This is a genomic window from Streptomyces yangpuensis (genome assembly GCF_001005295.1).
GTDB lineage: Bacteria > Actinomycetota > Actinomycetes > Streptomycetales > Streptomycetaceae > Streptomyces > Streptomyces yangpuensis.
Window position 1 is genome coordinate 14,658 of record NZ_LBMK01000007.1, and the last position, 20,848, is coordinate 35,505.

The window sequence follows — 20,848 nt, forward strand, 5'->3', positions numbered from 1 at the left end:
TGTGTGGGCGGGGTCAGGCTGCGGGGGTGGGGGCCGGGGTGGCGTGGAGTTGGTCCGCCAGCCAGGTCGGGATGCCGCCCAGGAGGTGGAACAGGCGGCGGGCCTCCGCGCGGAGGCGGGCGGCTTCCGGTTCCGGCTCGGCTTCGGCCAGGGCCGCCAGCGCCGGGGCCGTGCCGATCAGGAACCCCAGGTCCTCCCGGATCCGCAGCGACTCCGCGAAGCCCTTGCGGGCCTCGGCGACCTCGCCGTCCCGCAGGGCCAGCGCCGCCAGGTGCCGCCAGGTGAAGGACAGCAGCAGGGTGTCGCCGTGCGCCTCCGCGCCCGCGTGGGCGCGGTGGTACGCGGGGCGCGCCGACTGCGGGGCGTCCGCCAGGTGCTCGGCCACCAGGCCCCTGCGGAAGTCCAGCAGCGGACGGGTCCGGGAGCCCGGGGACAGCAGGGCCGCGGCCCGGCCCAGCGCGGAGCGGGCCTCGTCGGCCCGGTCGCGTACGCCCAGTACGGTCGCGGCGTAGGCCAGCTGGCCCCGTTCGCACGCCGCCGCGCCCCGGTCGTCGTCGTCCTGGGCGACCGCCTCGGCGACGCGCAGCGCGTCCTCGGCCTCGGCCCAGCCCTGGCCGGTGAACAGACACCGTTCGACCAGCAGCGCGGTCCGCTGCACCGCGGCGGTGGCCTGACCGGCCCTGCCGACGTGGGGCGTCAGCAGGGCCGCCGCGTCGGTCCAACAGCCGCGCGAGCGCAGCCGCCATATCGCCCGCTGGAGGGGGTCGTCTCCCCCGGTGGAACCGGCACCCGACATGGCGGTATCCGCCACATTGCCCTCCCCGAAGCAATCAAGCAGCACATGGTTGAGCCCTGGGGCGAAATGAGAGCACGGATCGGCGGCTCCGGCCAAGGGGTCGGGTGAACTCTTTCACAAAGTCCGGACGGATCATCAGCGCCGCCGGTCACGCCGTGGCAGGTGGTGCCAGGGATCTCCTCAGCTCATGCGCAGTGCGAGGAAGAAATCGAGCTTGTCCTCCAGCCGGGACAGGTCCCGTGCCGTCAACTGCTCGATTCGCCCGACCCGGTAGCGCAGGGTGTTGACGTGCAGGTGCAGCCGGGTCGCGCAGCGGGTCCAGGAGCCGTCACAGTCCAGGAACGCCTCCAGGGTCGGGATGAGCTCCGCCCGGTGGCGCCGGTCGTAGTCCCGCAGCGGGTCCAGCAGCCGGGCGGTGAAGGCGCGGCGCACGTCGTCCGGGACGAACGGCAGCAGCAGCACGTGCGAGGCCAGCTCGTGGTGGCCCGCCGCGCAGACCCGGCCCGGGCGGGCCGCCGCGACGCGCCGGGCGTGCCGGGCCTCCTCCAGCGCCCCGCGCAGCCCCTCGGCGGAGTGCACGGCCGCGCTGACGCCGAGCGTGAGCCGGCCGTCGTCGGCCAGGCCGGCCGCCAGCGGATCCCGTACGGTCGCCAGCAGTTCGTCGGCGTGCAGGGCCGAGTCGGGGCCCTTGTCTTCCCCGGCGTCCCCGGACAGCGAGGGCAGCGGGACCAGCGCGATGGCCTCGTCACCCGTATGGGCCACGGCGATCCGGTCGGACGGCTCCGGTCCCGAGACCGACGGGTCGACGAGGATCTCCTCCAGCAGCGACTGGGCCACCGGGCCGCCGGGGATGTCCCCGTTCTCCCAGTCCACCCGGGCCACCACGACCTGCCAGTGCGGGGCGGCGCCCAGTCCGGGCAGCAGGACCGGGGCCGCCACCCGCAGACGGGCCGCGATCTCGGCGGGCGGGGCGCCCGTCTGGACCAGTTCCAGGACCTCCTGCGCGAGGCGGCGGCGCACGGTGCGGGCCGCGTCGCGCCGGTCGCGCTCCACGGCGATCAGCTGGGTGACGCCCTGGAGCAGGTCCAGGCGCTCGGCGGGCCAGTCGCCGGCGTCCGCCTCGACGGCGAGCAGCCAGTCGGACAGCACGGTCTCGCGCATGTCGCGGGCGGCGGCCGGGCCGCCCGCACCGCGACCGTGTCCCCTGATCGGGAAGAGCGAGTAGGTAATACCCTGGATGGAGATCCGGTGCGGTCCTCTGCGGCCCGTCCGGACCGCCGCGAGGTGCTCGCTCGCCAGCGCTGCGCAGATGCCCGGCGCCAGCGGCTCTCCTGCCCCGGCGATCTGCCGGCCGGTGGGGGACAGCACCCAGGCCCGGAGGTCGAGGTCGGTGGTGAGCAGATCCAGCACCACGTCGGGGCCGCCCCCCGCCGGACCCGATGTCATCAGGCGGCGGTGCCGGTCCACGACGGCCGCCAGGTCCCCGGCGCGCTCGCCCGAGACCTGCCGCACGACGTATTCGGTGATCGTGGCGAATGCAACGTCCTCGTTCACCGCGAACAGCGGCAGCCGGTTGCGCACACAGGCCGACACGAGATCGTCGGGGATGTCGCCCAGCTCCGCCTCGCCCGCGGCGAGCCCCGCGACGCCGGCGCTCGCGAGGATTCGTACGAACGGCTCGGAGTCGGCTGAATTTCGCCTCCATGCCAGGCCAGTGAGGACGAGTTCGCCTCCGGACAGGTACCGGCTGGGATCACGCAGGTCGGTCGTCATGACCCCGCGGACCGTACGGTCGAGTTCGTCCCCGCCGCCGAGCAGCCGCAGCCCCAGCGCCTCGGTCTCCAGCAGTGCGCGCAGCCGCATGATGTCGCCGCCGATCTGTCTCGAATGTTGCCGTTGGAAATCGGGCAGGTCGTCGCATCCTGCCTTTCATACGAATCTACAAGACGAGGGAGGCCGTCAGCCAACTCCTTCATGGTTTCGGTGACTGCACCCGAGGGACGGGCGGCTTGTGTACTGAGTCCACACCGCGTTAACAGCACGTGAACGACCAGTCGAGGGCCCTTTGGCCTCCTGGCTTGAAGTGAACGACACGATGAAGAAGAAGAGAGCCGCACATGGACTTCCTTCGCCCCGCCAGCTGGGAGGAGGCGCTCGCCGCTAAGGCCGAGTACCCCACAGCTGTGCCGATTGCGGGTGGCACCGACATCATGGTCGAGATCAACTTCGACCACCGCCGTCCGGATTACCTCCTTGACCTGGGCCGCATCGAGCTGCTGCGGGAGTGGGAGGTAGGCGAGGAGGTCACCAAGCTCGGCGCCTCCGTCCCGTACACCCAGATCATGGAGAACCTGCGCGCCACGCTGCCGGGTCTCGCGCTCGCCTCGCACACGGTGGCGTCCCCGCAGATCCGCAACCGCGGCGGTGTCGGCGGCAACCTCGGCTGCGCCTCGCCCGCCGGTGACTCCCACCCCGCCCTGCTGGCCGCCGGCTGCGAGGTCGAGGTGGAGTCCGTACGCGGCTCGCGCATGATCCCGATCGACGAGTTCTACACCGGTGTGAAGCGCAACGCGCTGGCCGCCGACGAGCTGATCAAGTCGGTCCACATCAAGAACGCCACCGGCCCCCAGCAGTACTCGAAGGTCGGCACCCGCAACGCGATGGTCATCGCGGTGTGCGGTTTCGGCCTCGCCCTGCACCCCGACACCCGCACCGTGCGTACGGGTATCGGTTCGGCCGCCCCGACCCCGGTCCGGGCCAAGGCCGCCGAGGAGTTCCTGAACGCCGCGCTCGAAGAGGGCGGCTTCTGGGACAACGGCAAGGTCATCACCCCGTCGATCGCCAAGCAGTTCGGTGAGCTCGCCTCCGCCGCCTGCAACCCGATCGACGACGTCCGTGGCACGGCGAAGTACCGCCGTCACGCGGTTGGCATCCTCGCTCGCCGCCAGCTCGTCTGGACCTGGGAGCAGTACCGCGGCACGAACGGCCGCTCGCTTGAAGGGGCTGCGTAATCATGCGCGTCAATTTCACCGTCAACGGTCGTCCGCAGGAAGCCGACGACGTCTGGGAGGGCGAGTCCCTTCTCTACGTGCTGCGTGAGCGCCTGGGGCTGCCCGGCTCCAAGAACGCGTGCGAGCAGGGCGAGTGCGGTTCCTGCACGGTCCGTCTCGACGGCGTGCCGGTCTGTTCCTGTCTGGTGGCCGCCGGTCAGGTCGAGGGCCGTGACGTGGTGACCGTCGAGGGTCTGGCCGACTTCGCCAAGCAGCGCGAGGAGCACGGCCACGGCTGCGGCAGCGGCGCGTGCGGCGGCGGCGGCAAGGGCGTGTCCACGGACGAGGCCAAGCAGTGGTCCGCCCAGGGCACCGACTCGCAGACCGGTGAGGGAGTCGAGCTCTCCGGCATCCAGCAGGCGTTCATCGACGCGGGCGCGGTCCAGTGCGGTTTCTGCACCCCGGGTCTGCTCGTGCAGGCCGACGCTCTCCTGGAGCAGAACGCCGACCCGTCCGACCAGGACATCCGTGAGGCCCTGTCCGGCAACCTCTGCCGCTGCACGGGCTACGAGAAGATCCTCGACGCGGTCCGCCTCGCGGCCGCCCGTCAGGGAGAGGCGGTCTGATCATGGCTCAGAACACCCGCACCGTGGGTACGCCGACGAATGTCACCCAGAAGCACAACAAGGGCGGCATCGGCGAGTCCACGCTCCGCCCGGACGGCACCCTCAAGGTCACCGGTGAGTTCGCTTACTCCTCGGACATGTGGCACGAGGACATGCTGTGGGGCCAGACCCTGCGGTCCACCGTCGCCCACGCCGAGATCGTCTCCATCGACATCTCCGAGGCGCTGGCCATGCCGGGCGTCTACTCGGTCCTGACGTACGACGACCTGCCGGCCGAGATGAAGAACTACGGCCTGGAGATCCAGGACACCCCGGTCCTCGCCAACGGCCGGGTACGCCACCACGGTGAGCCGGTCGCCCTCGTGGCCGCCGACCACCCGGAGACCGCCCGCCGCGCGGCCGCCAAGATCAAGATCGACTACCGGGAGCTGCCGCTCGTCACGGACGAGGCCTCCGCCCTCGCCGCCGACGCGCCGCTGATCCACCCGGGCCGCGACGACCACCACTCCGGTCACGTCCCGCACCCGAACATCGTGCACCGCCAGCCGATCATCCGCGGCAACGTGGAGGAGGCCCGCAAGCGCGCCGACGTGATCGTCGAGGGCGAGTACACCTTCGGCATGCAGGACCAGGCCTTCCTCGGCCCGGAGTCCGGTCTCGCCGTGCCGTCCGAGGACGGCGGTGTCGACCTCTACGTCGCCACGCAGTGGCTGCACTCGGACCTCAAGCAGATCGCCCCCGTCCTCGGCCTGCCCGAGGAGAAGGTCCGCATGACGCTCTCCGGCGTCGGCGGTGCCTTCGGCGGCCGCGAGGACATCTCGATGCAGATCCACGCCTGCCTGCTGGCCCTCGCGACCAACAAGCCGGTCAAGATCGTCTACAACCGGTTCGAGTCCTTCTTCGGCCACGTGCACCGCCACCCGGCGAAGCTCTGGTACGAGCACGGCGCCACCAAGGACGGCAAGATCACGCACATGAAGTGCAGGATCGTGCTCGACGGCGGTGCCTACGCCTCGGCCTCCCCGGCCGTCGTCGGCAACGCGTCCTCCCTCTCCGTCGGCCCGTACGTCGTCGACGACGTCGACATCGAGGCGATCGCGCTCTACACGAACAACCCGCCCTGCGGCGCGATGCGCGGCTTCGGCGCCGTCCAGGCCTGCTTCGCGTACGAGGCCCAGATGGACAAGCTCGCGGCGAAGCTGGGCATGGACCCGGTCGAGTTCCGCCAGCTGAACGCCATGGAGATGGGCACGATCATGCCCACCGGCCAGGTCGTGGACTCCCCGGCGCCGGTCGCCGAGCTGCTGCGCCGGGTCAAGGCCCGCCCGCTGCCGCCGGAGCGCCAGTGGGAGACGGCCGGCGAGGGCGCGGACGTCCGCGCGCTGCCGGGCGGTCTGTCGAACACCACCCACGGCGAGGGCGTCGTCCGCGGCGTCGGCTACGCGGTCGGCATCAAGAACGTCGGCTTCTCCGAGGGCTTCGACGACTACTCCACCGCCCGGGTGCGCCTGGAGGTCATCAACGGCGAGCCCGTCGCGATGGTCCACACGGCCATGGCGGAGGTCGGCCAGGGCGGTGTCACCGTCCACGCGCAGATCGCCCGTACCGAGCTGGGTGTCACGCAGGTGACCATCCACCCGGCGGACACGCAGGTCGGCTCCGCCGGTTCCACGTCCGCCTCGCGGCAGACGTACATGACCGGTGGCGCCGTGAAGAACACCTGTGAGGCCGTGCGCGAGGCGCTGCTGGAGATGGGCCGCCGCAAGAACGGCTCCTACCACCCGGCCTGGGCCCACGCCGAGCTCCTCCTGGAGGGCGGCAAGATCGTCACCGACGGCGGCGAGGTCCTCGCGGACATCGCCGACATCCTGGAGAACGAGGCGATCGACCTCGAACTCGAGTTCCGTCACCGTCCGACGGCCGCCTTCGACCTGAAGACCGGCCAGGGCGACGGCCACGTCCAGTACACCTTCGCCGCGCACCGCGCGGTCGTCGAGGTGGACACCGAGCTCGGCCTGGTCAAGGTCGTCGAGCTGGCGACCGCCCAGGATGTGGGCAAGGCCCTCAACATGCTCTCCGTGGTCGGCCAGATCCAGGGTGGTACCACCCAGGGTCTCGGCGTGGCGGTCATGGAGGAGATCATCGTGGACCCGAAGACCGCGAAGGTGCGCAACCCCTCCTTCACGGACTACCTGATCCCGACCATCCTCGACACCCCGACCATCCCGGTCGACGTCCTGGAGCTCGCCGACCCGAACGCCCCTTACGGGCTCCGCGGTCTGGGCGAGGCCCCGACCCTGTCGTCCACCCCGGCCGTCCTCGCGGCGATCCGGCAGGCGACCGGGCTGGAGCTCAACAAGACCCCGATCCGTCCGGAAGCCCTCACCGGGACCCTCTAGGACGGACCCGGTCCGGGGGCCGCGAGGCCCCCGGACCCCTTCGGACTCTCCGGGCGGTGTGACTCGGGAACGTCACACTTCACTGCCGCACCGCCCGGAGTACATACGAAGCACCGCACCGCTCGCGGTCCCTTCAGCCGGCAGTACCCCTGCGAAAACCCCCATGTAGTACCAGCGGTCACCCCGCACTACCCGCAGTACACGCAGTGCACCTTCGCGTCGCCTCGGGCCGTCACCCCGGGTCGTGCAGCCAAACGCAGCATCCCAAATCCCGCAATCTCCAATCCCCAAGCGGGTGCCCCTTTGAACCTTGGGAGTTAGGCACCATGACCCAGTCGTCAGTGGAGTCCAAGACCACCGCGGAGGAAGCCGGAGACGGCTCCCGCAATCCCGCCGGGCGCTCTTGGCTCGACCGCTACTTTCATATAACCCACAGAGGATCCAACGTCGGCAACGAGGTTCGTGGCGGTATCACGACCTTCATGGCCATGGCGTACATCCTCCTGCTCAACCCCCTGCTCCTCTCGGGCAAGGACGTCGCCGGAACCACGATGGACGGTTCCGCGATCATCACCGCCACGGCTTTCGCCGCCGCCGTGACGACGCTTCTCATGGGCTTCGTCGGCAAGGTTCCGCTGGCGCTGGCCGCCGGACTCTCCGTGTCCGGTGTCCTCGCCTCGCAGGTGGCCCCTCAGATGACCTGGCCGCAGGCCATGGGCATGTGTGTGCTCTACGGTGTCGTGATCTGTCTCCTGGTCGTCACCGGCCTCCGAGAGATGATCATGAACGCGATCCCGCTCGCGCTCAAGCACGCCATCACCATGGGCATCGGCCTCTTCGTCGCCCTGATCGGCTTCGTGAAGGCGGGCTTCGTCGGCAACGGCGGGGAGTTCATGCCCCCCGTCCAGCTCGGCGCGACCGGTGAGCTGTCCGGCTGGCCCGTCCTGCTCTTCGCGATCACCCTGATCGCCATTTTCATGCTCCAGGCCCGCAGGGTGCCCGGCGCGATCCTGATCGGCATCGTCGGCGGTACCGTCCTGGCCGCGATCCTCAACGCCATCGTGGACATCGACCCGAAGGCCTGGAAGAACGGCCCGCCGGAGCTGGACGGCTCCGCGGTCTCGATGCCGGACTTCTCGCTCTTCGGCGACGTCTCCTTCGGCGGCTGGGGCGACGTCGGCTACATGACCGTCGGCATGATCGTCTTCACCCTCGTGCTCGCCGGCTTCTTCGACGCGATGGCCACCATCATCGGCGTCGGCACCGAGGCCAAGCTCGCCGACGACAAGGGCCGCATGCCGGGTCTGTCCAAGGCCCTGTTCATCGACGGCGCCGGTGGCGCCATCGGTGGCGTCACGGGTGGTTCCGGCCAGACCGTCTTCGTCGAGTCCGCCACCGGCGTCGGTGAGGGTGCCCGCACGGGTCTCGCCTCCGTCGTCACCGGCCTGTTCTTCGCCGCCTGCCTCTTCTTCACCCCGATCACGCAGATCGTCCCGGGTGAGGTCGCCTCCGCGGCCCTGGTCGTCATCGGCGCGATGATGATGCAGAACGCCCGCCACGTGGACTGGGCGGACACCTCCACCTCGATCCCGGTCTTCCTGACCGTTGTGATCATGCCGTTCACCTACTCGATCACCGCCGGTGTCGCCGCGGGCGTCATCTCCTACGTCGCCATCAAGATCGCTCAGGGCAAGGCCCGTGAGATCGGCGGCTTCATGTGGGCGCTGACCGGAATCTTCCTGGTCTTCTTCGCGCTCCACCCGATCGAGGGCTGGCTCGGGGTCGGCTGACCCCCGTAGTACCGGCCGGGCACCGCGGTGGTGCCGGTCACCCGCAGTAAGACCCGCACCCTCCACCTGTCCCATACTGGAAACCGAATCCTCCGAGGAGGCCGCACATGCTGGACATCGCCGAAGAGCTGAACCGGTGGGTCGAGCAGGGACGTGACTTCGCCGTCGCCACGGTCGTGGCGGTGGGCGGCAGCGCACCCCGGCAGCCCGGTGCCGCGCTCGCCGTCGACAGCGAGGGCACGGCCATCGGATCGGTCTCCGGCGGATGCGTGGAGGGTGCGGTGTACGAGCTGTGCCGGCAGGCGCTGGAGGACGGCCGGACCGTCACGGAGCGCTTCGGCTACAGCGACGACGACGCCTTCGCGGTGGGCCTGACCTGCGGCGGGATCATCGACATCCTCGTCACCCCGGTCCCCGTCGGCTCCGCCGCACGCGCGGTGTTCGAGGCCGCGCTGGCCGCCGCCTCCCGGGGCGAGGCCGCCGCGCTGGCCCGGATCGCCGAGGGGCCGGACGAGCTGATGGGCCGCGCCGTGCTGGTCCGTACGGAGGGGCCCTACGCGGGTGGCCTCGGCGGACACCCGGAGCTGGACCGCACCGTCGCCGAGGAGGCCCGCGCCATGCTGGACGCCGGCCGGACCGGCGTGCTGGAGATCGGCGCCGACGGCAGGCTCTGCGGAGAACCGCTGAAGGTGCTGGTCGAGTCCAGCGTCCCGCCGCCGCGGATGATCGTCTTCGGGGCCATCGACTTCGCCTCCGCGCTGGTGCGGATCGGCACATTCCTCGGCTACCGGGTCACCGTCTGCGACGCGCGGCCCGTCTTCGCGACGAAGAACCGTTTCCCCGAGGCCGACGAGATCGTCGTGGACTGGCCGCACCGCTACCTGGAGGCGCAGTCCTCGGAGGGCTCGGTGGACGGCCGGACCGTCCTGTGTGTGCTCACCCACGACGCCAAGTTCGACGTCCCGCTCCTGGAGCTGGCCCTCCGGCTGCCCGTCGCCTACGTCGGGGCCATGGGCTCCCGCCGTACCCACGAGGACCGCAACAAGCGGCTGCGCGACGTCGGCGTCACCGAGCTCGAACTGGCGCGGCTGCGCTCCCCGATCGGCCTGGACCTCGGCGCCCGCTCCCCGGAGGAGACCGCGCTGTCCATCGCCGCGGAGATCGTCGCGAACCGCCGCGGCGGCAGCGGCGCGGCCCTCACCGGCGCGCACATCCCGATCCACCCGGACGTCGCGACCACGGTGATCGACAGGATCGGATCCGTCGCTTGAAGGAGTGACGGCGAAAGGTGAGGAAAGGGCGCGCCCCGTGGGGGTTGCGCCCTTCTGGTGTTCCCCCTATCTTACCCGCCGGTAATCGGAGGATCACCCTCTCCAGCCCTTCCTCACAACGGAGTTGAGCGGATGTTGCGTACCGTGCGAACCCTGGGCGTGCTGGCTGCGGCCGCCCTGCTGACCGCCTTCACGCCGGCTCCGGCCCCGGCCGCGCCCGCCGCCTCCGCCGCGCCGGCCGGCGGGCTGCGCGAGGTGCTTTTCGTGGGGAACAACTGGGAGGGGACGGCCGACGTCCTCGCCTCCACCGGCGACCTCGCCAAGGTCGGCCGGATCGACGTGATCCCCGACAAGGCGGAGCGGCTCCGCGAGATCTACCTCAACCCCGTCAAGCTCGCCTTCTTCCTCGGTATCCGGGAGAGCGCGGGCGAGGGTCACGACCAGTTCGCCGACGACATGTTCACCACCCCGGACGGCTCCGCGGTCGTCGTCTCCCGTCCCAGCTTCGCCGACGTCGTCTCCATCGACCTGGCCTCCGGGCGGATCAACTGGCGTTTCCCGGTCTCCGGTTACCGATCCGACCACATGGCGGTCTCCCCGGACGGGACCCGCATCGCCGTCTCGGCCTCCACCTCCAACACCGTGCACGTCCTGGATATCGCCACCGGGCGCCAGACCGGCTCCTTCCGCACCGGTGACAAGCCGCACGAGAACACCTTCACCCGTGACGGCCGCTACCTGTGGAACAGCTCCATCGGCGAGGTGAACACGGCCCTCGACGCGCCCTGGCTGGACTGGACGAAGGGCGACCGGAAGATCACCGTCGTCGACACGCAGACCTTCCGCACGGTCCGCGTGATCGACATGCGGGAGCGGCTGGACGCCTTCGGCCGCAGGGACCTGTCCGACTCCGTGCGCCCGGTGTCCTTCAGCCCCGACGAGTCGAAGCTCTACTTCCAGGTGTCCTTCTTCGGCGGCTTCCTGGAGTACGACGTGGCCACCGACCGGATCACCCGCCTCAAGGACCTCCCCGCCAACCCGGCCACCAGCACCGACCGGACCAGCTGGGTCAACGACTCCCGCCACCACGGCATGTCGATGAGTCCCGACGGGGCGAAGCTCTGCATCGCGGGCACCATGGACGACTACGCGACCGTCGTGGACCGCGCCACCCTCACCGAGGGGCCGCTCGTGGCCGCTGCCAAGCCGTACTGGGCCACGGTCTCCGGCGACGGGACGGCCTGCGTGATCTCCGAGAGCGGCACCGACCGGGTGACGGCCATCGACTTCGCCACCGGTGCCAAGCGGGTGTCCGTGCCCGTCGGCGACCACCCCCAGCGCATCCGCCTCGGCCATGTCCCGGCCTCCTGGACCGGTCCGGCCGGCCGGTAGGAAGGTGCGGAAACCGGCCGAACCTGCTGATCAAGCCAATATGGTGTGACTGGTCCCCGATGACCGATTAGTCTCGCGATCATGGTGGACATCCGTGAGGTACCCGAGGCCGACATCGACCGCGCCCTGGAGCTCGCCTACCTGGTCTTCCATGACCGGCCCGAGAAGGAGGCGCGCGAGCGGCACCACGCGCTGCTCGCGCGCTGCGACCGGATCGGCGCCTACGACGGCGACACCCTGGTCGGCTTCATGGCCGCGCACGACTTCCGGCTCTCGGTGCCCGGGACGGACCTGCCCTGCCCCGGGCTCACCTTCGTCTGCGTCGCGCCCACGCACCGGCGCCGCGGCGTGCTCACCGCTCTGATGGCACGGATGATGCGCCGCGCCGCCGACTCCGGCCGCCCCATCGCCGCCCTCTGGGCCTCCGAGGCCGCCATCTACGGACGCTTCGGCTACGGCGCCGCCACCACCGGCGCCACCGTCGAGATCGACTCCACCCGGCCGCTGGCCCTGCGCATCGACCCCGACCGGCGGCCGCTGCGGCTCGTCGACCCCGAGGACGCCGTCGACGTCATCGGCCCCTTCCACGAGGCCGCCCGCGCGGGCCGCCCCGGCCGCCCCAGCCGCAGCCCCGAGCGCTGGCGCGAGGAGTGGCTCACCGAACAGGACGAGGAGGACGAGGAGCTGAGCCCGCCCCGGATCATCGTCCTGGGCGACCCGGGCGAGCCCGTCGCCGGGTACGTGATCTACCGCACCAAGCCGGAGGACGACGGCGCGGCCGCCCGCACCCCGGGCCTGGTCCGCGTCGCCGAGCTGGAGGCGGACACCCCGGCGGTCGCCGCCGCCCTCTGGGAGTACGTGGCCGCCCTCGACCTCACCGGCAAGGTCTCCGCCTGGGGCCGCCCGGCCGACGACCCGCTGCTGCACTTCGCCGCCGACCGGGACCAGGTGCGGGTCACCGCCCAGTTCCCGGCGCTCTGGCTGCGCCTGGTCGACGTACGCGCGGCGCTGACCGCGCGGTCCTGGGCCGCGCCGGTGGAACTGGTGCTGGAGGTCCACGACGCCCGGCTCCCCGACAATGCCGGGCGCTTCCGCCTCAAGGCGGGCCCGCACGGGGCGACGTACGACCATGCCGACGGCGCCGCCGACCTCGCCCTCGACGTCCGCGAGCTGGCCGCCTGCTACCTCGGCGGGACCCGGGTCGCCGACCTCGTCGCGGCCGGGCTGGTCCAGGAGCACACGCCCGGGGCGGCGGACGCCCTGGACGCCGCCCTGCACACGCCCGTACTGCCGCACACGGGCGACGAGTTCTAGCCCGCGTCAGGCGGGGGTGGGGGTGGGGGCGGGGCCGGTCCGCCCCCACCGCCCGGTTCACGCGGGCAGGGAGAGCCTGGCGGCCGCCATCGCGAAACCGGGTCCGTGGACCGCGGCGGCCAGCCCGCCGTCCGGCCGGTGCAGATCCTCGGGCCGGTAACGACGGCACTGCGCATGCCAGTTGAGGACACCGGCGTGCCAGTCCCGCAGCTCCTGCACGTACGTGTCCAGGGCGGTCCGCGCCTCGGCCCCGAGCTTGAAGTCGTCGTAGAGCAGCGGCAGCTGGTTCGCCACGATGTGCTCGAACTCCTCGGTGCGCTGTGTCATCAACGAGTGGCAGATGTGCAGCGCCTCCGGGTAGCCGATGTCGAAGAAGTTCCGCGTGACCAGGATGTGGTTGTGGACCTCGCCCTCGAACTCCACCTCCTTCTGGTAGGAGTAGACGTCGTTGATCAGGCAGGCCGCGTCGGCGACCGCGTTCTCCAGTGAGCGGATGGTCCCCGAGGCGTAGATCTCCTCGGGAATGCCCCGCCCCCGGTGCCCGAGCCGGCACAGGTACATGGTGAGCCGGCTGCCGAAGGTGCGCCGTCGCATCTCCGCGTAGTCCACCGGGTCCGGGATGCGGTGGTGGACCGCGTTGTCCACCTCCCAGAGCCAGCTCTCCAGCATCTCCACCACCGTCGCCCGGAACTCGGAGCGCTGCTCCGACGGCATGGCGGCGCTGGTACGCACCCACAGGTCGGCGAGGCCGCGCTCCATCGCGGTGGCCGGCTGCGGCTGCGGCTGCGGCTGCGGCTGCGCGGCCTGGTCGACGGGCATCATGGCGATCAGCCGGGCCGTGGCCGCCTTGGCCCCCGCCAGGTCCTTGGCCCCCGCGAAGACCACCGGGTAGTAGTCGTCGGCGTAGGTGCCCCAGGTCAGCCAGCAGGCGTTGAGTGCGAGCTCGTCGGGTGTGGCGTCCGGGTCGATTCCGGCCGAGCAGAGCGCGAAGTCGTAGCCGCGCAGCTTCTCCTCGGTCCAGATCACGGAACCGGGATCACCCGGCTGCGGCTCCAGCAGGCCCGTCCGGCGCGCCCACGCCACCGACTCCTCGCGGGCGTGGGCCAGATGGGGGCTCAGGGACAGCCGGTGCGGCATGTAGATCTCGGGGATCACGGAGGGCCCGGTGCGCTCGTAGGGGACGTGGGTGAAGGAGCGGCGGCGCAGCTCCATCGAACGCCGGTTGAAAACGGACCGCAGGTCGAGGGCGCTGGTGCCCGGCCCGGTCGGCATGAAGGGCAGGGTGATCGGGGCGGTCGCCCGGGCCTCCTTGTTCATGTAGCGGCTGGAGACCATGTGCCATTCGTGGCCGCCGGACTGCCAGTCCTGAAGCCCCTTGGTGTAGGCGAGGACGGCCGCGATCTCGGCCGGATCCAGTGCTGAGTCGACGAAGAGCTGCGGGAGTTCGGCCAGGGCGGTCTGCTCGAACTGCTGGAGGCGGGAGGTCAGCAGGTCGCCCGCGACCTCCGCCGCCTCCTGGGTGGTGCAGCCGAGGAACGTCTCCAGGACCAGCACGGCGTTGGAGAGCTCGCCCTCGTCGGTGACCTCCCGCTCGTAGGAGAAGAGGTCGTTCCTGATGTGGACGGCGTCCGAGAAGGCGTCCCGCAGTACGCCCAGCGGGCGCGCGTGCGCGACGCGCGCCGGGACCTCGGCGGCGACGTACTCGACCAGACCGGCCGACCAGGGGGCGCCACCCACCTTGCGGCGCATCTCGATGTATTCGAGGGGGTTGGCCACCCGCCCGATGCCGATGTTGGCCAGCTCCCACATCGATTCGTCGAGGAGGTTCTTCGTGGACAAGGAGAACCGTTCCCGCCAGTCGGCGGACATCGACGGCACGGTGCGCCGCCACAGATCGGCGAGACCCGCCTCCACGGGGTTGGTGGGCTCGGGGAAGCCGTCGGCCAGATCCATCGGCATGAAGGCGGCCAGCCGGTCGAGGTACGCCTTGGCGCCGGTGCGGTCCTGCGAGCGCTTGAAGGTCTCCAGGAAGTGGTCGTCGAAGAAGAACACCCACACGTACCAGTCGGTGACCAGCGACAGCGCCTCGGCGTCACAGTCGGGGTGGGTGTAGGAGCAGAGCAGCGCGTAGTCGTGGCTGTCGAGATCGCTCTCCTCCCAGACGCCGGAACCCTCCAGCATCGCGAAGTCGCGCGCCCACTGCTTGGTGTGGGCCCTCGCCACCTCCAGGTGGGGGTTGAGTCGCGCCGGATACGGCACATAGAAGTCCGGCAGTCGGAACGGCTGCGTCACGGTGAGGTGGGCCCTTCGTCCAAAGGTGCGGGGGCCGGTGGCCCGGCCCCCGCAAGAGATCAGCAGCGCTCTACCCGTGCTGTCCGCGGGCCAAGGCGGAGTTCACCGCATCAGGTGACGGGGGAGTCATTGGGCGACGCGCCGGCCTGCCGGGGGATAGGGGAGGCTCCGGAACGCGACCCGGACGGCGACGGGGATGAGGACGGAGAGGGGGACGGGGACGGGGACGGGGAGGGAGGGGGAGGGGGAGAGGGGGAGGGGGAGGGGGAGGGCTGCCGGTCGAACTGCTCGGCCTGCATCCGGAACATCGACGCGTACCGGCCGCCGAGTGCCAACAGCTCCTCATGGCCGCCCTGTTCGACGAGCCGTCCCTCGTGGAGCACGTAGATGACGTCGGCGAACCGCACGCCGGACATCCGGTGCGTGACGAGGACCACGGCGCGCTGCGGCCCCACGAGCCCCCGGATGCTGTCGAAGGCGGCGATCTCCGCCTCCGGGTCCAGCGCCGAGGTCGGCTCGTCCACGACGATGACGCGGGCGTCCCGGAAGCGCGTCCGGGCCAGCCCGAACTTCTGCCACTGGCCCCCGGACAGCTCCGAAGCTCCCCTGAACACCCGTGCCAGCAGCGTCTCGTAGCCGCCCGGCAGCTTCTCGACGATGCGGTCGGCACCCGCGTACCGGGCCGCCGCGACCACGTCCGCCGCCTGCTCCACCGCCTCCTCGGCCCCCTCCGTCCCGGGCCGCCCGATGGCGATGTTGGTACGGGCCGTCACCGGCCAGCGCTCGAAGTCCTGGGTGAGGAGCGCGACCCGGTCGAAGACCTGCTCCCGGTCGGCGTCCCGCACCTCGACCCCGTCCCAGGTCAGAGACCCGGAGTCGGGCAGGTGCAGGCCTGCGAGCAGTTTGACGAGGGCCTCTCCGGATTCGTCCGCCAGACCCAGACCTACGACCGCGACGGCGGCACCGTCATCGCCGACGAGGTCTCCACCCCCTGGACCCGCGACAAGCCCACCGCCACCCGCGCCCAGTCGGGCGGCATGCCCGCCATCACCGCGCGCGTGATGAACACCGGCAAGGTCACCAGCCGCGCCAAACTCGCCGACGGTACCTCCTGGCGCGTCAGCGAACGCACCTCCACCTACGACGACACCGCCTTTTCAAGGCCGGTCCAGGTCGACGACAAGAGCGACCTGTCCCGCCCCGACCAGCGCCTGTGCACCGCCTTCACGTACGCTGCCGGGCCGGGCAGCGCACTGACGGAGCTCGCTTCCCGCACCCTGGTTCTCAAGGGTGCCGGCGGGTGCGCGCAGACGCCCACGGCTGCGAACACGGTCGGTGACACCCGCGCCTACTTCGACAGCAAGCCCCTCGGCCAGGCGGCCGCGACCGCCGACCAGACCGGCACCGAGGTCCTGGAGAAGTACGACGCCGCGGGCCAGCCGGTCTACCGGCTGAACATCACCTCTACCTACGACGTCTACGGCCGCCTGTCGACCAGCACCAACAAGCTCCGCAAGGACGCCACCCACCCCGACGGCGCCGTCACCAAGACCGAGTACAAGTCCCTTCCCAACGCGCTGCCATACGAGGTCACCCACACCAACCCCCTCGGCTGGAAGACCACCACCACCCTCGACACCGGCCGCGCGCTGCCGATGAAGACCACCGACGAGAACGGTCACGTCGCCGAACGCGGCTACGACGCCCTCGGCCGGGTCACCGCTGTCTGGCAGCCGGGCCAGGACCGGACGACCGATCCGCCGGTCCGCAAATTCTCGTACGCCATGAAGGGCACGAAGGCGCCGACGACTGTTCTGAGCCAGACGCTCATGGCCAACAAGCAGACGTACATCAACAGCTACACCATCTACGACGGCCTCGGCCGCGTTCGCCAGACCCAGGCCCACACACCCTCCGGGGCGGGTGGTCGGATGATCACCGACGCTCTCTTCGACTCCCACGGCCGACAGGTCAAGACGAGCGCCCCCTACTACAACGACGAGAAGGAACCTTCGGGCGCGCTCTTCCTGCCCAACGGCGGTGTGAACCCCGACAGCCAGATTCCGGCGCAGACCGTCTCGGTCTTCGACGGCCTCGGCCGTGCCACCGCCTCCGTCTTCCAGTCCTACGGCGTCGAGCAGTGGCGCTCGAAGACCGAGTACCCGGGAGCCGACGAGGTCCGCTCGATTCCTCCCGCAGGCGGCTATGCCACGACGCGCATCTCCAACGGCACCACCTCGCTCCTGCGCCAGTACAAGAGCAACACCCCGACCGGTGCTTACGACGAGACGCTCTACGAGGTCAACAGCCAGGGCCAGGAGCTGCGGCGCAAGGACTCCGCGGGCAACGAGTGGACGTTCGAGTACGACCTCCTCGGCCGTACGGTGAAGACGACCGACCCCGACTCGGGAATCACCACCACGGCCTACGACGACGCCAACAACCTCGTCACCGTCACCGATGCCCGCGGCAAGAGCGCCACCACGGTCGGCGATCTCCTGGGCCGCACGGTCGCGACGTACGAGGGCAAGGCCGTCGACCCGGCCAAGCAGGTCGGCGCCTTCACCTACGACACCCTGCCCAAGGCCCTCGGCAAGCCGGCGACCAGCACCCGCTACGTGGGCGGTGAGTCCGGCACCGCCTACAAGACCGAGGTCACCGGCTATGACAGCGGATACCGGCCCCTCGGCACCAAGGTCACCATTCCCGCGGCCGAGAAGCAGCTGGCGGGCACGTACGAAACCAAGAACACCTACGACAAGCACGGTCAGCTCAGGGCCACGGACCTGCCCGCCATCGCGGCCGCCGGCCTGGACTCGGAGAGGCTCGCCTTCGGTATCGACGACGTCGGTAAGCTGTCGTCGATCGCCGGCACCATCGGGGACGTCCTTACTCCCTACGTCGTGGACGTCCTCAACGACCCGCACGGCCGGGCCATCCGTACCACGGTCGGTGAGACCGGCATGCAGGTCGTCTCCACCGTCGACTATGACCAGGCCACAGGCCGGCCCGTCCGGTCCACCCTGGACAAGCAGACAGCGGCCACGGCCAGCGTCGATGTCCTCGACTACACCTACAACCGGGTCGGGCAGCTGACCTCCATCAGTAACACGCAGGATGGGGCAGCCCGGGACCTGCAGTGCTTCACCCACGACTACCTGGGCCGCCTGACTCAGGCGTGGACCGACAGCGGTACCACGACGACGGCGCCGCAGCCCAGCGTCCGCGGCATCGGCGGCTGCACCAACAGCACCGCACCCGCGGTCGACGGCACGGGCAAGCCGAGCGTGGGCGGACCGGCCCCGTACTGGCAGCAGTACGAGTACGACAAGATCGGCAACCGCACCAAGCTGGTCAGGAAGGACGTCACCGGCAACCCGGCCAAGGACACGACGGTCACCCAGACCTTCGGCACCGGCCCCAACACCCCGTCCTCGGACCCGAAGACCGGCGGCGGCACCGGCGGCCCGCACGCCCTGATGAAGTCCACCGAGACCAGCGCCTCCGGCACAAAGGTCACCTCGTACACCTACGACGCGGGCGGAAACACCGCCTCGATCACCAGCACTCCGGGCACCAAGACCCTGACCTGGAACGACCAGGGCAAGCTCGACAAGATCACCGGGACCGGCGAGAGCGCCGGCACCAGCTACGTCTACGACACTGGCGGCAACCAGCTCATCCGCCGCGACCCGGGCAAGACCACCCTCAACCTCGGCACCGACCAGATCACCCTGGACACCGCCACCGGCAAGGTCTCCAACGTCCGCACCTACGGCGCCCCCGGCGGCCTGTCCATCACCCGCACGACGACCGCCGGGAAGTCGACCCTCTCCTACCAGTCGTCGGACCACCACGGGACGAACGGCGTCCAGTTCGACGCCACCGACCTGAATCACATCCGCCGCCCCGCCGATCCCTTCGGCAACGAGCGGGGGACCCAGCCCGCCCCGGGTTCCTGGGCGGGCGACAAGGGCTTCGTCGGCGGCACCAAGGAACAGGCCACCGGCTTCACCCTCCTCGGCGCCCGCGAATACGACCCCACCACCGGCCGGTTCATCAGCCCAGACCCGATCATCGACCCGGGCGACCCGCAGCAGTGGAACGCCTACGCTTACTCCAACAATGACCCCATCAACAAGTCGGACGCGACCGGCTTGAAGGTCTTCTGCGACAACTTCAGCTCCTGCTCCCACAACACCAAGACCGGAACGACCAGCAACGTCAACGCTTCCACGTCGGCCAACGGAGGCAGCGGCTCGGACGGGCCCACGAAGGAGCTGAACAGGGCCAACGGTGAGCTGAACAAGGCCAAGAAGCGCCGTGACGCCCTCAAGCACGCCGTCATCGACCTGGTCATGGACCTCATCGGCTACAACGACGCCCGCGACTGCTTCACCAAGGGCGACGTCATGGCCTGCATCAACACCGCCCTCAACGCCGTCCCCTGGGGCAAGGTGGCCAAGGCCATCAAGATCGGCATTCAAGCCTTCAAGATCTACAAGGAGCTGAACAAGGCCTACGCAGCCGTCGACGCCGCGGAGAGCAAGGTATCCAGGGCGATGGCGGCGGTGACCAAGGCCAAGAAGGCCGAGGACGAAGCAACCGCCGCTGCAGCTCAAGCACGCAAGTCGGCGGACGAGAAAGCATCTACGGATACCGCCAGCGACAGCGCCGGCACGCAGTCCAAGGCGGACAGAGGCGACGCCGACGCCGAATCGGGCGGGGGTGGAGCGGACGCACGCTCCGCCGAGTCCTCATCCGGATCCTCATGCTCCGTCAATGTCAAGACGAACAGCTTCCCCACGGGCACCCGCGTCCGCATGGCCGACGGAACGAGCAAGGCCATCGAGGACGTCAAGGTGGGCGACAAGGTCCTGGCCACGGACCCCCAGAGCGGCGACACCGCACCCAAGACGGTCACCGCGACCATCCTCACCCCGGACGACAAGGAGTTCACCGACCTCACCCTCACCGACGACGCCAACCCCCGCGGCCCGCCGGCCACCCTCACCTCCACCTCCCACCACCCGCACTGGAACGAAACCCGCCGCCAGTGGCTCGACGCCGGCGAATTCCTCCCGGGTGAACAACTCCGCCAGCCCGACGGCACCACCCTCACGGTTCAGAGCACCCGCAACTACCCGTTCGCCGTCACCACGCACAACCTCACGGTCGACGACTTCCACACGTACTATGTGCTGGCAGGGGCCACTCCGGTCCTGGTTCACAACTGTCCTTCTGGAACCCGAGGCCCGCAAGGAAAGTTCAAGCCCGCACTGGTAGTGGATCGCGCTCAGGGAAACTGGGACATGGAGGCGCGGATCTCGGATGCCAGCGCTCTCCGTGACAAAGTCGCTGAAGCGGCGACGGGGGCGGCGAAGGCGCGCACTTTCACGGCAGCAGTGCACAGGAGGACAGGTGATATCGCTGTCAGCTGTTCCGGGAACGGAAGCTGCGCGGAACCGAACATCCTGAATGCGACTGGGTGGGCAGCGAATGATGTGATCTTCACTCGAGCCATGAGAAGGGAGGATATCGGTGACGGTTTGGGGAAGATCCTTCAGGAGAAGGAAATATGTACTGTTTGTCAGGGGAATTATGGACCCGATAACTTTGTCTCGGGCGTCCTGTATGACCCCGCCGGATCTTGGATGTTGGGGGCAGGGTGAGGGTAGCTAGTATCGAGCTGGAGCGCCACGACTGGGCTTCGCTTAGATGTGGATGTGGAAATTCGGGCGCTCATATCCCATCTTCGTTCACCGCTCTCCTCGAGGCTCGCACCGTAGAGGAAACCATCGGGTATACACTCGATGGTCATTTGGAGCGAGAGTCCATGTTGTTCCAGGTGGCCCCTCACGCAACTTTCGTTATTCTCGCAGCCCTGACCGAGGATTTGCCGCCTTTCATCAGGTCTCATTTTATGAACATCCTCTGGTATTTGGTGACAGGGGAATCTCACGCGACAGAGGTGGAAG

Annotated in this window: 12 protein-coding genes; 8 read left to right on the top strand and 4 right to left on the bottom strand. The window is 69.8% G+C overall.

Features of this window, described 5'->3' with window-relative positions; translation table 11 throughout:
• Positions 1 to 13: 13 nt before the first annotated feature.
• Positions 14 to 796: a hypothetical protein gene (locus tag AAT21_RS27940; protein WP_200904482.1), complete on the bottom strand. Its 783-nt coding sequence runs from the start codon at positions 794 to 796 to the stop codon at positions 14 to 16.
• Between the two features lie 180 nt (positions 797 to 976).
• Positions 977 to 2,659 (bottom strand): PucR family transcriptional regulator, encoded by a 1,683-nt coding sequence (locus tag AAT21_RS27945; protein ID WP_046779740.1) that lies wholly within the window; start codon positions 2,657 to 2,659, stop codon positions 977 to 979.
• Between the two features lie 254 nt (positions 2,660 to 2,913).
• Between AAT21_RS27945 and AAT21_RS27950 the strand changes: the two genes are divergently transcribed.
• The 7 genes from AAT21_RS27950 (at position 2,914) to AAT21_RS27980 (ending at position 12,578) form a co-directional block, all read left to right on the top strand.
• Positions 2,914 to 3,807 (top strand): FAD binding domain-containing protein, encoded by an 894-nt coding sequence (locus AAT21_RS27950; protein WP_046779741.1) that lies wholly within the window; start codon positions 2,914 to 2,916, stop codon positions 3,805 to 3,807.
• Positions 3,808 to 3,809: 2 nt separating this feature from the next.
• A complete protein-coding gene (locus AAT21_RS27955) occupies positions 3,810 to 4,412 on the top strand; it encodes a (2Fe-2S)-binding protein (RefSeq protein WP_046779742.1) in 603 nt (200 codons plus the stop codon).
• Positions 4,413 to 4,414: 2 nt separating this feature from the next.
• Positions 4,415 to 6,811: a xanthine dehydrogenase subunit D gene (pucD, locus tag AAT21_RS27960; RefSeq protein ID WP_046779743.1), complete on the top strand. Its 2,397-nt coding sequence runs from the start codon at positions 4,415 to 4,417 to the stop codon at positions 6,809 to 6,811.
• A gap of 326 nt (positions 6,812 to 7,137) precedes the next feature.
• On the top strand, positions 7,138 to 8,601 hold the full coding sequence (locus tag AAT21_RS27965; RefSeq protein WP_046779744.1) for an NCS2 family permease: 1,464 nt from the start codon (positions 7,138 to 7,140) through the stop codon (positions 8,599 to 8,601).
• A gap of 107 nt (positions 8,602 to 8,708) precedes the next feature.
• Positions 8,709 to 9,872, top strand: coding sequence for an XdhC family protein (locus AAT21_RS27970; RefSeq protein WP_046779745.1), 1,164 nt, complete (start codon positions 8,709 to 8,711; stop codon positions 9,870 to 9,872).
• Positions 9,873 to 10,004: 132 nt separating this feature from the next.
• Positions 10,005 to 11,264 carry a YncE family protein gene (locus tag AAT21_RS27975; RefSeq protein ID WP_046779746.1) on the top strand — a complete coding sequence of 420 codons (1,260 nt, stop codon included), beginning with the start codon at positions 10,005 to 10,007 and terminating at the stop codon, positions 11,262 to 11,264.
• Between the two features lie 81 nt (positions 11,265 to 11,345).
• Positions 11,346 to 12,578: a GNAT family N-acetyltransferase gene (locus AAT21_RS27980; RefSeq protein WP_046779747.1), complete on the top strand. Its 1,233-nt coding sequence runs from the start codon at positions 11,346 to 11,348 to the stop codon at positions 12,576 to 12,578.
• Between the two features lie 57 nt (positions 12,579 to 12,635).
• Here AAT21_RS27980 and AAT21_RS27985 read toward each other — a convergent pair whose 3' ends face one another.
• Entirely contained in the window at positions 12,636 to 14,870 is a 2,235-nt protein-coding gene (locus AAT21_RS27985) for a terpene synthase family protein (protein ID WP_046779748.1), read from the bottom strand.
• 110 nt (positions 14,871 to 14,980) lie between these two features.
• A complete protein-coding gene (locus AAT21_RS27990; RefSeq protein WP_412180353.1) occupies positions 14,981 to 15,811 on the bottom strand; it encodes an ATP-binding cassette domain-containing protein in 831 nt (276 codons plus the stop codon).
• On the opposite strand from AAT21_RS27990, the gene AAT21_RS27995 reads away from it, so the two are divergent.
• Positions 15,755 to 20,542 carry a polymorphic toxin-type HINT domain-containing protein gene (locus tag AAT21_RS27995; protein WP_052758012.1) on the top strand — a complete coding sequence of 1,596 codons (4,788 nt, stop codon included), beginning with the start codon at positions 15,755 to 15,757 and terminating at the stop codon, positions 20,540 to 20,542. The two genes, AAT21_RS27990 and AAT21_RS27995, sit on opposite strands and share 57 nt — an antisense overlap.
• Positions 20,543 to 20,848: the final 306 nt, after the last annotated feature.

What these genes read in the sequence shown, in the direction of transcription:
- AAT21_RS27965 (WP_046779744.1), top strand. Translation starts at nt 7,138, where the DNA reads ATGACCCAGTCGTCAGTGGAGTCCAAGACCACCGCGGAGGAAGCCGGA.
- AAT21_RS27950 (WP_046779741.1), top strand. Translation starts at nt 2,914, where the DNA reads ATGGACTTCCTTCGCCCCGCCAGCTGGGAGGAGGCGCTCGCCGCTAAG.
- AAT21_RS27980 (WP_046779747.1), top strand. Translation starts at nt 11,346, where the DNA reads ATGGTGGACATCCGTGAGGTACCCGAGGCCGACATCGACCGCGCCCTG.
- AAT21_RS27940 (WP_200904482.1), bottom strand. Translation starts at nt 796, where the DNA reads ATGTCGGGTGCCGGTTCCACCGGGGGAGACGACCCCCTCCAGCGGGCG.
- AAT21_RS27945 (WP_046779740.1), bottom strand. Translation starts at nt 2,659, where the DNA reads ATGCGGCTGCGCGCACTGCTGGAGACCGAGGCGCTGGGGCTGCGGCTG.
- AAT21_RS27970 (WP_046779745.1), top strand. Translation starts at nt 8,709, where the DNA reads ATGCTGGACATCGCCGAAGAGCTGAACCGGTGGGTCGAGCAGGGACGT.
- pucD (WP_046779743.1), top strand. Translation starts at nt 4,415, where the DNA reads ATGGCTCAGAACACCCGCACCGTGGGTACGCCGACGAATGTCACCCAG.
- AAT21_RS27955 (WP_046779742.1), top strand. Translation starts at nt 3,810, where the DNA reads ATGCGCGTCAATTTCACCGTCAACGGTCGTCCGCAGGAAGCCGACGAC.
- AAT21_RS27975 (WP_046779746.1), top strand. Translation starts at nt 10,005, where the DNA reads ATGTTGCGTACCGTGCGAACCCTGGGCGTGCTGGCTGCGGCCGCCCTG.